General features: G+C 41.1%; 12 protein-coding genes. 7 read left to right on the plus strand and 5 right to left on the minus strand.

The window, feature by feature from the left end:
- Nucleotides 1-95 precede the first annotated feature (95 nt).
- Entirely contained in the window at nt 96-332 is a 237-nt protein-coding gene (locus H6G14_RS00120; protein ID WP_190565147.1) for a DUF6737 family protein, read from the minus strand.
- Between the two features lie 38 nt (nt 333-370).
- Nucleotides 371-859 (minus strand): hypothetical protein, encoded by a 489-nt coding sequence (locus H6G14_RS00125; protein WP_190565148.1) that lies wholly within the window; start codon nt 857-859, stop codon nt 371-373.
- A 565-nt stretch (nt 860-1424) separates the two neighbouring features.
- Between H6G14_RS00125 and H6G14_RS00130 the strand changes: the two genes are divergently transcribed.
- Together H6G14_RS00130 and H6G14_RS00135 are read left to right on the plus strand one after the other, a co-directional pair.
- Nucleotides 1425-2291: a D-Ala-D-Ala carboxypeptidase family metallohydrolase gene (locus tag H6G14_RS00130; protein WP_242053313.1), complete on the plus strand. Its 867-nt coding sequence runs from the start codon at nt 1425-1427 to the stop codon at nt 2289-2291.
- Between the two features lie 370 nt (nt 2292-2661).
- Complete coding sequence (locus tag H6G14_RS00135) at nt 2662-3072, plus strand: hypothetical protein (protein WP_190565149.1); 411 nt, start codon at nt 2662-2664, stop codon at nt 3070-3072.
- Between the two features lie 351 nt (nt 3073-3423).
- Here the strand turns inward: H6G14_RS00135 and H6G14_RS00140 are convergent, their stop codons facing one another.
- Nucleotides 3424-3600 carry a hypothetical protein gene (locus H6G14_RS00140; protein ID WP_190565150.1) on the minus strand — a complete coding sequence of 59 codons (177 nt, stop codon included), beginning with the start codon at nt 3598-3600 and terminating at the stop codon, nt 3424-3426.
- A 12-nt stretch (nt 3601-3612) separates the two neighbouring features.
- Here H6G14_RS00140 and H6G14_RS00145 point away from each other — a divergent pair, with 12 nt between their 5' ends.
- On the plus strand, nt 3613-6258 hold the full coding sequence (locus tag H6G14_RS00145) for a tetratricopeptide repeat protein (protein WP_242053314.1): 2646 nt from the start codon (nt 3613-3615) through the stop codon (nt 6256-6258).
- A 38-nt stretch (nt 6259-6296) separates the two neighbouring features.
- On the opposite strand, the gene alaS is transcribed toward H6G14_RS00145, so the two are convergent.
- A complete protein-coding gene (gene alaS / locus H6G14_RS00150) occupies nt 6297-8939 on the minus strand; it encodes an alanine--tRNA ligase (protein ID WP_190565151.1) in 2643 nt (880 codons plus the stop codon).
- 539 nt (nt 8940-9478) lie between these two features.
- Here alaS and H6G14_RS00155 point away from each other — a divergent pair.
- From H6G14_RS00155 to H6G14_RS00165, 3 genes are all read left to right on the plus strand, one after another.
- Nucleotides 9479-9655 carry a cation transporter gene (locus H6G14_RS00155; protein WP_190565440.1) on the plus strand — a complete coding sequence of 59 codons (177 nt, stop codon included), beginning with the start codon at nt 9479-9481 and terminating at the stop codon, nt 9653-9655.
- A gap of 787 nt (nt 9656-10442) precedes the next feature.
- Nucleotides 10443-11441 (plus strand): GGDEF domain-containing protein, encoded by a 999-nt coding sequence (locus H6G14_RS00160; RefSeq protein ID WP_190565152.1) that lies wholly within the window; start codon nt 10443-10445, stop codon nt 11439-11441.
- An 878-nt stretch (nt 11442-12319) separates the two neighbouring features.
- Nucleotides 12320-13081 carry a hypothetical protein gene (locus H6G14_RS00165; protein WP_242053315.1) on the plus strand — a complete coding sequence of 254 codons (762 nt, stop codon included), beginning with the start codon at nt 12320-12322 and terminating at the stop codon, nt 13079-13081.
- A 35-nt stretch (nt 13082-13116) separates the two neighbouring features.
- On the opposite strand, the gene H6G14_RS00170 is transcribed toward H6G14_RS00165, so the two are convergent.
- On the minus strand, nt 13117-13815 hold the full coding sequence (locus tag H6G14_RS00170) for an ATP-dependent Zn protease (RefSeq protein WP_190565153.1): 699 nt from the start codon (nt 13813-13815) through the stop codon (nt 13117-13119).
- Nucleotides 13816-14025: 210 nt separating this feature from the next.
- Here H6G14_RS00170 and H6G14_RS00175 point away from each other — a divergent pair, with 210 nt between their 5' ends.
- Nucleotides 14026-15228, plus strand: a complete 1203-nt coding sequence (locus H6G14_RS00175) for a DUF4336 domain-containing protein (protein ID WP_190565154.1) — start codon at nt 14026-14028, stop codon at nt 15226-15228.
- Nucleotides 15229-15259: the final 31 nt, after the last annotated feature.

The raw sequence follows: 15259 nt of genomic DNA on the forward strand, positions 1-15259 counted from the left end.
TTAAGTTTAATTAACTAATATAAATATTTATCAATCTTTAGGAATAAATTATTCAGGAGCAAATCGTAAAAACTCGATTTTGCAATACTGTTGTATTAAGAATCCAACTCAGCAGATTCTAAAACTCCACTGCGAATCATTAGTTGCGGCCAAATTAACAAAAAAAATCCCATCCAAACTAATACAGGGATAGCAACAATGACAGTTACCCAGATAATTTTTAACAGTAACCAGCTACCACAAATTAAACTTAAACCTGTAAGTAGAATTGACCAAGGTTGACACCACCAAGGTTTATAATTCCAGGGATTGAGGGTTTTTTGCTCAGACATAAGTTATATTTTGTTCTAGTTGTAACTTTTACTTTATATTAGCGTCTTCGTCTTAATTGCTCTGTCCATGCTTCTAAAGAGATATACTGATTTTCTATAACATCTAAAGCCTCTATTACACCAGTTTTAGACACACGAAACCAATAAATAGTTGTATTATGGTCTGGCTGGTCTTCATAGACGCGGACTTTGTAGTAAGGATCGTCAGGGGTAGGTAAACCATCAACGATCGCATCTACCTTGATAGCTCCTCTTGATAGTCTCTGAATTGTTCTAGCTTTGCGCTGTACTTGAGGAAGATTCCAGACTAAGCTACGAGCTGTTTTTTCATCAATTTCTTTAGCAGTCTGACTGACATTGACAGTATTAGTTTTATGAAGTCCAGCTAGCAATTGTGGTTGAACTGGTTCCTTATGAATTTGCTTGGCAATAATTTGAGTGTTCCCCGCATTTGCTGGAGACAGTCCTTGTCCATATACTCCTATTAGTAAAGCACTCATCAGAGGATACCAGATAATTCTTTTCATGCAGCTGTCCTTCATAACGTTTGTACTAATTACAGCTTTTGAGTTGATATAGCCGTAGCCAGATAGATTAGGACATCTAACTAAGATAAAGCCCTGACAACACAAGGCTTTCCAGTCTGTCAACCGTCAACGGTCAACCGTCAACAGCTATATCAGCAATTTCTATTAATAAATTTTAATACAAAATGAAAAAATAATTATGTGGTTTAGCTGTTAATGTACTATTTATCACAGTGTTATCATTCTCAATGTAACTGACTTAGATAATACTCATTTGTAGAAATAAAATGACTAATGCTCAGATAATCACTTATTTTTATACGTTTTGATATTCATTCATATATCAGCAAAATAATTAAAATTGGTATCATTTTTACTACTTGTGTGCGATTTTATTTTACAGAGTTATACTAGATGACTAGTCAAAACTACTAGTATATAAAGGGACTAGGGCTTATTTATTCAATACGCTGCTCAACTCCCACTACTGCCCTAAGCACAGCTACACCCGCCTATGCGGCTTTGTATGACTTTTTCCCATAAGTAATCTTGTCTTATTGGAAATTTGACTCAGGGAATTGTAGTTCTTTATCACCACATTAAGCAGCCAGAGAAAGACTCAGAAGCAGTAATGCTTCAATTTATTACCCAAGGAGATGTATTCATGACGGAATCTACCGTAGAATTTTCTAGCTTAGAGAAATTTCAAGCCAGTAATAGTACTGTTAAGATTAGCGAAGCTGATACCGATATTATCAAAGAAATTCAAACCCTACTGAATAAGAAGGGACTTTATAAAGGTAGTGTTGATGGCGTTGCTGGTAATCTCACCCAAAAAGCATTTGCAGAATTTAAAGAGAGCGTTTGGTTAGATTCCCCTGATTTATTGGGGCCGACTACTGCGGCTGCATTACTAGAAATTGCCGAAGACCATCAAACCAATGAAGAACAAACTCGCACACTCACACCTTTACCTGCATCAACTTTAGGAACTAAAACCGGACGTTCCTTAAGGTTGGTGACTGGAGAAACAGTTTACGAAAATGAATTGGTAGTGGCGGGTATTCCCTTAACTTGGGGAGAAATCACCAAGGGATGTGACCCCCAAAGAAACCCTGAATCAAAAACAATTATTAACAATATTATCAAAGCAGCCAGAGGCTTTGGCAAAATTCGAGATAAATACGATAGCCCAATTTCCATTAATTCCGCCTATCGTACACCTGCGGTGAACCGTCGCATAGGTGGCGCTCGTTTTTCGCAGCATATTAACGGTTTAGCTTTGGATATTGCACCTGTAGATGGTAACTTTGGCAAACTCTTACAAATTTGCCGTGCTTCTGACTGTACAGGACTAGGTAGAGGAATGCACAGAGGTTTCATCCACTGCGACTGGCGGACAGGCGGTCGTGTGGTTTTTGATTATCCTTAATCAATTCTATTGTCAAAGGATAACCTCTAAGTAGGTGCGATCGCACTAAGTAAAGTTGAGATATATAAAACATAACCCCTTTCCAACACGGGAAGGGGTTAAAAATATTACACCTTATCCATTCATACTAGTAATAGATTAGACTAATCTAGCGCTTCTCGTTTGTATGCAATGCACTCTGACCTCTCTCCAAACCTCTCTCCTACAAGGAGAGAGGCTTTGAGTATTACTCCCCTTCCCTTGTAGGGAAGGGGCTGGGGGTTAGGTCTGTATTTGACTCAACTACAAACCGCTATATTCCTTTTCACACCTAAGTAAATACGCTAAGATCAGACCTAACATTTACAAAAGTATTGTATAAGTTCTCACAATGATAGATATCGCCTCAATCGTTACATTTCTTGCACCCTATCTGCCATCTCTGCTGAATGTGGGTAGTAAAGTGGCCGAAGGTGCATATCAACAAGCTGGTGCAGATGGTTGGGATAAAGCCAAGGCTATTTGGGGTAAGCTACATCCTAAAGTAGAGGCAAAGGAAGCCGCCAAAGAAGCGGCTGGAGATTTAGCAGAGAATCCAGAGGACAAAAATTTCCAAACTGTTTTGCAAGTGCAACTCAAGAAGATTTTGGATGCTGATACAGCACTGGCGCAAGAGATAGCCGAAATTTTGCAAGCATCGGCTAAAAAACCTGGTGACAATATTCAGATGAGTGCGAATGCTTACGACCAAAGTACGGTGAAGCAAGTCGGGAAGATTGAGGCTAAAGAGGTGAGTTTTTAAACGCAGAGGGGCGCAAAGGTAACGCGGAGGGGCGCGGAGTGTTATTCTCGATTCTCTGCGCTTCTGCGTGAGGCTTTTTCTGAAATTCTTAGGGACTTTTAGATCAACAACATCTAAATAGGTAGGGTGCCTCAGTGCGAGAAAACCTAACTGTATAGCAAAATGATTCATACTGACGCATCCTACTAACCGTCTATTTGCAATAATCTGTTTTTTGGTCTTCCCTGATTGAGCTAAGTTCTCGTTTTGAGCTACAGGGTTCTCGTTTTGAGCTACAGGGTTCTCGTTTTGAGCTACAGGGTTCTCGTTTTAAGCTACAGGGTTCTCGTTTTAAGCTACAAGGTTCTCGTTTTAAGCTACAGGGTTCTTGTTTGAAGCTACAGGGTTCTCGTTTGAAGCTACAGGGTTCTCGTTTTGAGCTACAGGGTTCTCGTTTGAAGCTACAGGGTTCTCGTTTTGAGCTACAGGGTTCTCGTTTAAAGCTGCAAGGTTCTCGTTTGAAGCTACAACATCAATTTTAATAGTCACCTGCTGTAAGCAATGACAGAAAAACCCCAACCAGATAACCCCAACAATATTGAAATGAATGTCACTGCCCAAGGTGATAGTAAGGTAACTATGGTAGGGCAGTTAAATGCAGCAGAAGTAAAATTTATTGTTGACGATATAGAACCAATACTAGAGCGACTACAACAAATTTCTCAAGTAGAATCGCCGGGGGTTCTCAAAGCTGGGAATCCAGGTAAAAGTTTGGCTTACTGGCAAGGACGAACCACAGAAATTGAGCAAATACAGCAATGGTTAAGTGATGATAATACCTTTTTAATTGGTATAGAAGGCATCGGTGGCACGGGTAAATCAACGCTGGCGACAAAGATTTATGATGAAATTGCAGGTTTTCCTAAGCGGTTTTGGGCTGATGTCAGTAATGGGGCAAGTTTTAGCGATTTAGCCAGACAAGTATTAACAGAATTTGGCTTTTATGTACCAGAACAAGAAGCGCAGTTAGTGGAGGCATTAGTTAGGTGCTTGCGTTCTGGGCAATTTTTACTGATTATTGACAACCTGGAAAGCTTATTACAACCTGATAGACAGTGGGGAAGTCTATTTTACGGTGAGTTTTTTCAAGCATGGGTGGAATCTGGCGGTAATAGTAAGGTGTTAGTCACCACCAGGGAAAGACCGGAATTAAAAGGCTTTGAGTGGTTAACCCTGACAGGTTTACAAGTAGATGAAGGGGTAGCACTGTTAACCGCATTGGGCATTAAAGGAAATTTAGGGGAGTTTGTCGAATTAGTAGATGGGCATCCCCTACTGTTGAGATTAGTAGCAGATTTATTAAAAGAAGAATATTCACAAGACCCGGATTTAAGTAGATTAGCAGATTTAGGCTTAGGGAATTTGCGCCAGTTGTTGACAGATCCCCAAGTGGTAGGTGTGCATCGCCGGGAAAATGTGGGGATGGTGTTGGTGTTGGATGCCAGTTTTGCAAGATTGAGTGAGTTACAAAAGGCGTTATTGCTGAATATTAGTGTGTATCGTGGTGCGGTTGACAGTGCAGCAGCCGTGGCTATGTTGCCAGGAAATTCAGAACCAGAGATTGAGGGAGAATTAAGGAATATTGTTAAGCGTTCTTTGTTGGTAGAAAAGTTCAATGGTAAGCGGCGATTTGGGTTTCAGCCTGTGGTGTGGGAGTATGTGCGGTACAAAGCTGGTGATCAGACAGAGGCGCATCAACGAGCCATTGAGTATTATCGCTCAATTGCTAAACAACCACCTTGGACAACAAGAGATGATGTTAAAGAATACTTGGAAATATTTGATCACTTTTATCAGTTGCAAGATTATAACTCTGCCTTTGATAGCATTTGGGACTGCAATGAATTTTTAACCTTGCGGGGTTATTACACTGACCAAGTGGAATTATATGGGCAATTGGTCAGTAAATGGCAAGAAATTGACGATAGAGAAAATTGGAATTATCGGGCTTCTCTCACTTCATTAGGCAATGCTTGCGTATTTCTGGGAGAGTACCAACGGGCGATTAAGTACCACCAGCAGTCTTTAGTTATCGATAGGGAGATAGGCGATCGCAGTGGTGAAGGTAATTCCTTAATGAATTTGGGTAATGCTTACCTCTGCTTAGGGCATTATCAACAGGCGATTGATTTCTACCAGCAGTCTTTGGAAATTTTTAAAGGAATTAGCGATCGCAGTGGTGAAGGTAATTCCTTAATAAATTTGGGTAATACTTACTTTTCCCAGGGACAGTATCGACAGGCGACTGATTTCTACGAGAAATCTTGGGAAATTTTTAAGGAAATTGGCGATCGCAATGGCGAAGGTAAATCCTTAAACGGTTTGGGCATTGCTTACCGTTCTCTGGGAGAGTACCAACGGGCGATTGAGTTTTTCCAGCAGTCCTTGAATATATCTACAGAGATAGGCGATCGTAATGGCGAAGGTAAATCCTTAAACGGTTTGGGCATTGCTTACCGTTCTCTGGGAGAGTACCAACGGGCGATTGAGTTTTTCCAGCAGTCCTTGAATATATCTACAGAGATAGGCGATCGCAATGGCGAAGGTAATTCTTTAATGGGTTTGGGCAATGCTTACCGTTCCCTGGGACAGCACCAACGGGCGATTAAGTTGTTCCAGCAGTCCTTGGAAATTTTTAGGAAAATTGGCGATCGTAAAGGTGAAGGAGATTCCTTAAACAATTTGGGCAATGCTTACTGTTCTCTAAGACAGTATCACCAGGCGATAGAGTCCTACAAGCAGTCTTTGAATATAGCCAGAGAAATTGGCGATCGCAACGGCGTAGGTAATCCCTTGGGCAATTTAGGCAATGCTTACCGTTCCCTGGGAGAGTGCCAACAGGCGATTGACTTCTTGCAGCAGTCTTTAGTCATTGCTAGGGAGATTGGCGATATTCGAGGGGAAGCAACAGACTGGTTTAATTTAGGTTTGGCATTAGAAAACATCAACCGAGAATCGGACGCGCTTGGTGCTTATCGCAATGCTCGTGAACTGTATGAAAAAATGGGACTTGATGCCAATGTGCAGAATTGCAACGATGGAATTGAGCGTCTATCTCAACCACAAACGCCTGTAGTTACTCGTCGTGGTTTTTGGGCGTGGTTGCGGCGGTTGTGGCGTTGGCTTCGCTCTTGGTTTCGGGGGTGATTTTGTAAGTACACCCCCACAACTTAATTTCTCACACCCTAACCTAAGGCAGATTTTAACTCACTCTGGGCTTGTTCCAAGGCTGCTGGTAGTTTACTGGCATCGCGTCCGCCGGCTTGGGCGAGGTTTGGTCTACCGCCGCCGCCGCCGCCGCAAATTTTGGCGATCGCCCCAATGAATTTACCGGCTTGTAACCCTTTTTTGTTGACTTCTGGGCTGAAGGCTGCAACTAAGCTAACTTTGTCGGCTTCGGGAACGGAACCCAACACCACAGCACCGTTACCGATTTTTTGTAGTAGGCGTTCGGCTGCACTTTTCAAGGATTCGGGGTCAACGCCTTCCAATTGGGCAACTATGATTTTATGGTCGCCAAGAGTGTCTGCTGTTTGTATTAAGCTGTCGGATTTGGCGATCGCTAGTTGTCCCTTGAGGGTTTCTAGTTGCTTTTCGCTGGTTCTCAGTTCATTTTGCAGAGTGGTGATTCTCTCTGGTAGTTCTTCGGGTTTGACTTTAAAGCGATCGCTTAAGTCTTTAACTACTTTCTCCCGCACATTCAAGTAATCCAGCACAGCCAGGCCGGAAACAGCTTCAATCCGCCGTACTCCGGAAGCAACACCAGCTTCAGAAATAATCTTAAATACGCCAATCTCTGCGGTATTACTTACGTGGGTACCTCCGCATAGTTCCATAGATACGCCAGGAAAATCTATCACTCGGACTTCATCACCGTATTTTTCCCCAAACATGGCTACCGCCCCTCTAGCTTTCGCCTCAGCTAAGGGTAGTACTTCAATTTTGGCGGAGTGGGCTTCAGCAATCCAGGTGTTAATCTGTTCTTCAACTTGTTGGATTTCCTCGGCTGTCAACCCACGGGGAGAGTTGAAGTCAAAGCGCAATCTGTCGAAAGATACGAGAGAACCGGCTTGTGATATGCCATTATCAACGATGGTCTTTAAGGCTGCTTGTAATAGATGGGTTGCAGTATGGTTAGCTTGGGCGCGACGACGACCAGCGCGGTCTATTTGGGCGGTGACGTTATCGCCTACGCGCAGAGTTCCGCGTTGAATGCGTCCGAAATGCACGAAGAAATCAGATTCTTTTTTGACATCTTCCACCTGAACAACGATACCATCACCGGAGATATAACCGCGATCACCGATTTGTCCCCCAGATTCAGCATAAAATGGCGTTTTATCAAGGACAATCTGCACTTCTGTTCCGGCTTCTGCTTCTTCTTGAACAACGCCATCGACTAACAAAACTTCTACTTTTGCCGTTGCTGTTGCTTGGCTATAACCGATGAACTCGGTAGCGTGGATGTGTTCTGCGAGTTTGTCGAGGGAACCTTGCACAGTTAAATCGATGGTTTCGTGGGCTGCTTTAGCCCGTTCCACTTGTTTCTGCATCTCGACATTAAAGCCGTCCTCATCAACGGTGAGGTTGTTTTCTTCAGCGATTTCTTGAGTGAGTTCCAGGGGGAAGCCGTAGGTATCGTAAAGAGTGAAAGCACTTTCACCACTAATAATGGTTTGTCCTTGCTTCTTCACCTGTTGGATAATTTCCTCTAGGAGTTTTTCCCCTCTATCCAAGGTGTTGAGGAAATTTGCTTCTTCCCGTTGCAGTTCTGCTTTGATGACGGTTTCCCGTTGGCGGACGTTGGGGTATGCTGATTCGGAAAGAGCGATCGCCGTTTCCGCAACTTGGTTGATAAACTCCCCGGTAATCCCAATTAATCTTCCATGACGCACCACCCGCCGAATTAATCGCCGCAACACATAACCCCGTCCCACATTAGAAGCGCGGATTTCATCAGCAATCATGTGGACAACGGAACGGACATGATCACCAATCACCTTCAGGGAAACTTTGGTACTCTCATCGCTGCTGTGGTAGTCAATGCCAGCAATTTTGGCTGCTGTCTCGATAATCGGGAAAATTAAGTCAGTTTCGTAATTATTCGGTACTTGTTGCAGGATTTGGGTGATTCTCTCCAAACCCATCCCGGTATCAATGTTTTTGTTTTGCAGTGGTGTTAAATTACCCGACGCATCCCGGTTGTATTGCATGAATACCAAGTTATAAAACTCGATAAATCGGGTATCGTCTTCTAAATCTATATTTTCATCACCCCGTTCTGGGTGGAAGTCGTAATAAATTTCTGAACAAGGGCCACAGGGGCCAGTGGGGCCAGATACCCAAAAGTTATCATCTGCACCCATGCGCTTAATTCTGGCTTCCGTTACACCAATTTGATCGCGCCAAATTGCGTAGGCTTCATCATCTTCCTCAAAAACGCTGACTACTAGGCGTTCTTTGGGTAAGCCAAAAACTTCTGTGGAGATTTCCCAACCCCAGGCGATCGCTTGTTCTTTAAAATAGTCACCAAAGCTGAAGTTGCCCAGCATTTCAAAGAAGGTTTGATGTCGTTTGGTGCGTCCTACATTCTCGATGTCGTTGGTACGGATGCACTTTTGCGAAGTTGTCGCCCGTTTAAATTCTGGTGTGCGCTGTCCCAGGAATATTGGCTTAAATGGTAGCATCCCCGCGATCGTCAGCAGCACGGTTGGATCTTCCGGCACAAGGGAAGCACTAGCCAAAATCTGGTGTCCCCTTCGGGCATAGAAGTCGAGGAATCGGGTGCGAATTTCGTTACCACTCAGGTGCTGCGGGTTTGAAGACATGGGAGGAAAAGAAAAAGTAGTTTAATGGGGGACTAGGGATTGGGGATTGGGGATTGGGGATTGGGGATTAGGTATTAGTACTAATTTTTTTATCCCAGTTCCCAATACATAAAAAGTATGCCTCAAGGTAGGACGATTATGTTAAGAGTCAGCAGCCTTGGGACTTGGGTCTACTAAGTGTATTTTCATAAGTAGGTTTATATATTTTTGCATTTTGTTTGCTTTCGCTGCCAGTCTCCTTGGTAAGTAGACTCACCTCCACATTTTTTCTGTATCGTATGTATTTCCTCAACTACCTATCTTTAGTCGGATGAATATTGACAATTTACTTAGAGAATTTGAATTCAAAGTACATACCAAGGTTAATCATGTCTTTAAAACTGAAAGTTCCTGATAAGGTGATATGCACCTAAATCAAATACTCTTGCGTCAGGGCTGTCCATAGTCAAGAGTCCAGAGTTAAAGGCTAGCTTGGACTGTGGACTTTGGACTTTTGACAACCTGAGTGCGAAATATACAATTTAAATGCGTAACAGCTTATTGCCTGTGATAACTGTGCAGTAAAAATTACTGAGTCTATTCATGTAATGGAACCTGATGCTCTAGTGAAGGTAGATGTTCAGGATAAAACGGTTACTGTAGACTCTAAAGCTACTGAAGAGTTTATTAAACAGGTAATTGTGGCTACCGATTATACGATAGAAGGCTATCAATAATTATCATATTTTTACCAAGATACAAAGCTGAAATCACTATATTTAGGTTATGTTTACTTTCATCTTTATATCTATGAATCGTAATAGCCAATAACCCCTAATACTGGAATTACGTAAAAGTAATATTTAAGAGTATTCGTTTTTTTTGCAAATGATATTATCAACAACTGCTAACTTCTACACAAAATAGTCTTTTTCAAAAAGCTATTTTGCAAACTTTTCTCTAAAAATTCTTTACTACACAGTGAATATACTTAAATAAATAAGTGATATATATTTGGGTAAATACCTCAATGAAATCCACTAATTAGGTATTATTACACAGAATAAAGCGGTGATTATCATAAAATACAGTCACGTTGAGTAGTTATCTATACTTATTTTCTAGATATATAAAATATTTATAATTATTTATTAATGAACTATAAAAAAAATCTTTGTCCCTAAAAAATGAATTTAAAAACGACAATTAAGTTAATGTTTTTAAGCTATAAACACCTGAGAAAATACAGTGGCTATGTAGCTATAATACAAAATCTTCAGTATTTTTACTGTTTAAAAAATAAAATATAAAAACTAAAGATAAGTAACAAAAGTCTATCTTTATATAATTTTCATCTACCTTAGGTGATGTATTAAGATGATATTAAAATTACTAGGTAATATTATATTTAGAGTTAAGACTATATCAGTATATGTAAAGGTCTCTTGTTTCCAGAGACAATATATTCATGAATCGGCAGAATATCAGTAATTTTTAGCTAGAAAAAAGGCAAAAAATATAGCCATGACTATGACAATTCTGGTCTTTGGAAGTTATGACTTTCTCACAAAACTTCCCGATCAGATCCATAAGAGAGCTACTGATAAGTTAGTAGTGATTACGGATTTTCATCAGGCCACATCGCAGATCCAAACTGCGTCACCTGATGTCATATTTGTGCAGGCAAGCCTCAAAGGTAGTATAGAATTGTGCATCTGGTTGAAAGAACAAACTCAGCTATCGTATATACACTGTATTCTTGTGGAAGATCGTCCTCAACAACTAGCACAGCGAAGTCAAAACGGCTGGGAATGGGAGTTTGAGATGAATGCCACAGCACTTCACCAAGGTGCAGATGCTTATATTTGGCAACTGCCGACGGAAGTAATGGCAACTCACAATCTGATATTAGGTCAATTTACAGTTGGTTTGCGTAAAGCACAGAAGTACCGCGATTTGCTCCAGAAAAACCATATCTTATCAGCGATCGCTTTAGCTGATTCTTTGACAGAATTGAACAATCGCCGTGCTTTGGAATGGGATTTACCCAGACAAATTACCAAAGCTCGTAATCAAAATCTTCCTTTGAGTTTGGTGATTTTAGATGTGGATTATTTTAAGAAAGTCAATGATCAGTATGGACACTTAGTTGGCGATCGCCTGTTGCAGTTGTTGTGTACTCGGCTACGCCATAATTTACGCTCTCAAGATACCGCGTTCCGTTATGGTGGTGAGGAGTTTGTCGTCATTCTAGCTCATACTACTGGTGAAGAGGCAATGATCGTGGCGGAACGCCTCAATCGCATAGTAGGTGAACAACAGTTTAGTATCAATAGTAAACTTATGATTAATGTCACTATTAGCTTGGGTGTAGCCTGCCTGGAAACAGATGATGATGAACAGGGAAATAGTCTGTTACATCGTGCCGATCAATGCCTACTCGCAGCTAAAGCATCTGGACGTAATCAGGTTCTTGGGGCGCATCAATTATCTAAATTTTCATCCCTAGAAGCCGTTTCTTAATAGTATTTTTCTTTGCTAACAAATTTATTTCTAGGTACAGTATTTCATTAGTCAATATCGAATTACACTTAGCAGTATTCCGCTTGCCACTACGCTCACAAATGCGCTGATGGTATATGAAGCTGTACCCTAAATTAATTGGTTATCAACGTTAACACATAGTACTTGTTATTTGCTTAATCTTGTTAATACTTGTATAGATTAGTAAGTGTATAAATGAGTGTGTAATTGTTTCTGTTCAAGCAGTAATCACTCACGTATATAAGAATCTAAAAGCTTTAACTAAAATAGATGTAAGTTTTTAACAATTTATTTGCGACCCACAAGGGGATAGAGTTTTGTCAGTGGTCAGTGGTAGGGGCGGATTGATGAAACTCATCGTCCGAGAGTGAGAATATCTGTAAACCCGCCCTTACTAACAACTGACACGCGTTCGCGTAGAGAAGCGCAATAAAACCCTGACAATCAAAGGCTTTCAACTCTGTCAACAATCAACAGTCAACAGCCATACATCCCAAAACCCAAATTTTTTTTCATGTGATTCACTCCAGTGACGAAATAACAGCACTCGGTAGAATTCTGAACATCTTATTTAAAAATTTATTATTCATTACTTAATCTAGAGTTAACCTAAATATTGTTTGGCTACGATTTTTCATGTTCTAGGTAAACGAATCTAAAAAAAAGAGTTGATTACGCGATCGCTTTGCAGTTTTCAGATGTTTTTGGATCTGCTTTGACACCTTTGTGCGGTCGATTTTTACATAAGCTATGACGTTTTTAAATTACATAGTCACTTGCATGGTTTGTTGAGTGCTGACGGTTAACTGTTAACAGCAATTATTGAATTTGTATCTATCAAAAGGAGTAATTTTTTGATGACAAAATCAGGGGATATGGCAAACTCAGGATTATTTAAAGATATGCGATCGCTGATAGTCACAGTAGTTTTACCTGCGACTGTTTTTCTTCTGTTCATGCAGATTATATTTAAGCTGAATGGCATTCCCTTTTATACATTGGTTGCAGATCCTAACGAAATCGGTAAGCTACCTCCTTACGCCGGCATGATTTCTATGTTAGGCATACTTTTCTGGTGTGCATCGGCAGCAATTTCTATATTTACTGCTAGCTTGTTAAGTAAAAATAAGCTTGTGAGATCAAAAAAATGGTCAGATTTCCTGTTATTCTCCGGATTTCTGACTCTGTTTATCCTTCTTGATGACTTATTTCAAATTCACGAATATTATTTTCATCCCTTTATAGATTTGCAGGCTTGGGAAAATCCTAGAAGAGTTCAAAATTTCTTTGAGACAGTATTTTTTATTATTTATATGATTTTTATCGGTATGTATTTATACCGTTTTAAGTCTATCTTTAAAATAACTAATTACTATATTTTACTTTTAGCTCTTTCATTCTTTGCAATTTCCACTATCGTTGATATCGCTACACCAGAAAGTATGTTCTTACATTACACAATTGAGGAAGGCTTAAAATTCTTAGGAATTGTTACTTGGTTCAGTTATTTCATGGATTGTTGTTATCAGCAGTTAAGGAGTTTAATTTGGATTGAACAACAAAGAATGCACATAGGAGATACACAAGAAATTACTTCTTTGATCAAAGATGATGTGTAGCTAAAATCTTCCTGCTGACAATTAAGTATATTTGATCATGAGCTTCTGTCTGCTTCCACCGGAGCATTAGCGATCGCTGTTTGACAATCGGCGATCGTTGATTTTTGACGTATAGCTTGGACTAAAGCTTGGTAACTCGCCCAGTTATTTTGTAGTAAAGTTTTAGCTTGAAGAACATGAAACCGTTGTTTCTGCTGACAAACTGATTCAGAAAAACCCAGAACTTTAAAGATAGTTGCTAATTTGCTTTTATCATCGGTTCCACCTTCAGCGCGCTCAAAAACCAAAGTTTCCGCAGCGATTCCTGCCATACAAATAGTGCAGTAGCGTTCCAATGCCTGATTACTGATTTTACCTTGTTCTACTTGAGACACTAATTCAACATCATCAAAGGTAACACCGCCTTGGCCAGGTTGCCCTTGTCTCCACGCTTCCCATGCACTGAGAGTATAACCTGTAACAGGAACACCCAAGAGGTATGCTACCAAAAAGTGTCCAGCTTCGTGGTGAATAATGCGATCGCGGTGTTGTGGTGAAAACCCCGCGATCCAATCTAAAAGGATAGTCCCGCCTTTGCCTTGCAAGCTAAAACTATCAAAAGTTGCTATACCTAAAATTGTGAAGGTAGCGATCGCGGGGACTGCTGGCGACAAGTTAATTAACGGCCCCAATAAAGCCGACATCGTCATGAGAAAAACAGAGATTGCAACTAGATTTAAAGCAGTTTGACTCATGTTTACTTTTTTAAGTACAAATTAACTTGTCTTCATTATATGGATGAATGCTCCATAAGAGGGACTGGGGATTGGGGACTGGGGATTGGGGACTGGGGATTGGGGATTGGGGAGGTAGGAGGAAGAAAATTGACTACTGACTACTGACTATTGACTACTGACTATTGACCACTGACTATTGACTACTGACTACTGACTATTGACTAAACGATGAATCCACAAGTACAGTCCTACAACAATGATCCCCAAGATTGGTCATGGCCGTTTTGGCCTGCTTTACCGCTTTATCCCTACGGTAGAAAGCGCACACTTTGCCGGGAAGTAGTTAAGGATACTATTTGGACATTTGACCAAGTACAAGGCATTCTCTACACCGTAGTGCCGATTAGGATGACTGTAATTAAGCTAAATGCAGGTGGTTTGCTAATTTATGCGCCAGTCGCCCCAACGAAGGAATGTGTCCGACTAGTTAATGAGTTAGTTGCCCAGCATGGTGAAGTTAAGTACATAATTCTACCTACCAGTTCTGGCCTAGAACATAAAATATTTGTCGGCCCCTTCGCGCGCAAGTTTCCCCATGCACAGGTATTTGTTGCCCCCCATCAGTGGAGTTTCCCATTTAATTTACCACTGAGTTGGCTGGGTTTTCCCCAAAACCGGACTCAAGTACTACCAGAAGACCCTACTCAAACGCCTTTTGCGGATGAGTTTGATTATGCAGTACTGGATATTAATTTGGGACGAGGTTCTTTTGTGGAGGTGGCATTTTTACATAGGCGATCGCATACTCTACTGGTTACCGATGCTGTCCTTTCTGTACCAGCAGAACCACCCGCTATCTTGGAATTAGAACCGTACCCCTTGCTATTTCACGCCAGGGATAACGCAGGGCAAGTCATTGAAGACAACCCAGCTAATCGTCGCCAAGGATGGCAGCGTATTTCCCTATTTGCTATTTACTTTCGCCCTAGCGCCTTGGGATTAACTGAATGGGGGCAGATGTGGCGCGATGCACTCAAAGCACCCGATCATTCCGCCAAAGCATACTTCGGTTTTTTCCCCTTTCGCTGGCAAGAAAATTGGCAACAGTCCTTTGCTGCCTTATCTGCCAATGGAAGGCCTTTTGTCGCCCCGATTTTACAAGTGCTGATTCTGCCCCAAGCCCCAAAAAAAGTTCTCAACTGGGCTGATACAGTAGCACAGTGGAATTTTCAACAAATTATTTCCTGTCACTTTGACTCCCCATTTATCGCCAGTCCTGAACAATTTCGCCAAGCCTTCACTTTCCTAGAAAATAACTCTGTTGATAGCGACAATCAGGCTTTGTTGGCAGAAGATTTGCGATTCATCAAAGAACTGGAAGCAAATTTATTGAAACAAGGCATTGCTACACCACCGAGAGAGAAAGTATAGCTGTTGACGGTTGACTGTTGACGGTTGACAG

It is taken from the genome of Nostoc parmelioides FACHB-3921, assembly GCF_014696625.1.
GTDB classification, from domain to species: Bacteria; Cyanobacteriota; Cyanobacteriia; order Cyanobacteriales; family Nostocaceae; genus Trichormus; species Trichormus parmelioides.

Excerpts from the sequence above, each read along its gene's own strand:
- H6G14_RS00125 (WP_190565148.1), bottom strand. The coding sequence starts at position 859 with ATGAAAAGAATTATCTGGTATCCTCTGATGAGTGCTTTACTAATAGGA.
- H6G14_RS00170 (WP_190565153.1), bottom strand. The coding sequence starts at position 13,815 with ATGAGTCAAACTGCTTTAAATCTAGTTGCAATCTCTGTTTTTCTCATG.
- H6G14_RS00120 (WP_190565147.1), bottom strand. The coding sequence starts at position 332 with ATGTCTGAGCAAAAAACCCTCAATCCCTGGAATTATAAACCTTGGTGG.
- H6G14_RS00160 (WP_190565152.1), top strand. The coding sequence starts at position 10,443 with ATGACTATGACAATTCTGGTCTTTGGAAGTTATGACTTTCTCACAAAA.
- alaS (WP_190565151.1), bottom strand. The coding sequence starts at position 8,939 with ATGTCTTCAAACCCGCAGCACCTGAGTGGTAACGAAATTCGCACCCGA.
- H6G14_RS00165 (WP_242053315.1), top strand. The coding sequence starts at position 12,320 with ATGACAAAATCAGGGGATATGGCAAACTCAGGATTATTTAAAGATATG.
- H6G14_RS00175 (WP_190565154.1), top strand. The coding sequence starts at position 14,026 with ATGAATCCACAAGTACAGTCCTACAACAATGATCCCCAAGATTGGTCA.
- H6G14_RS00145 (WP_242053314.1), top strand. The coding sequence starts at position 3,613 with ATGACAGAAAAACCCCAACCAGATAACCCCAACAATATTGAAATGAAT.
- H6G14_RS00135 (WP_190565149.1), top strand. The coding sequence starts at position 2,662 with ATGATAGATATCGCCTCAATCGTTACATTTCTTGCACCCTATCTGCCA.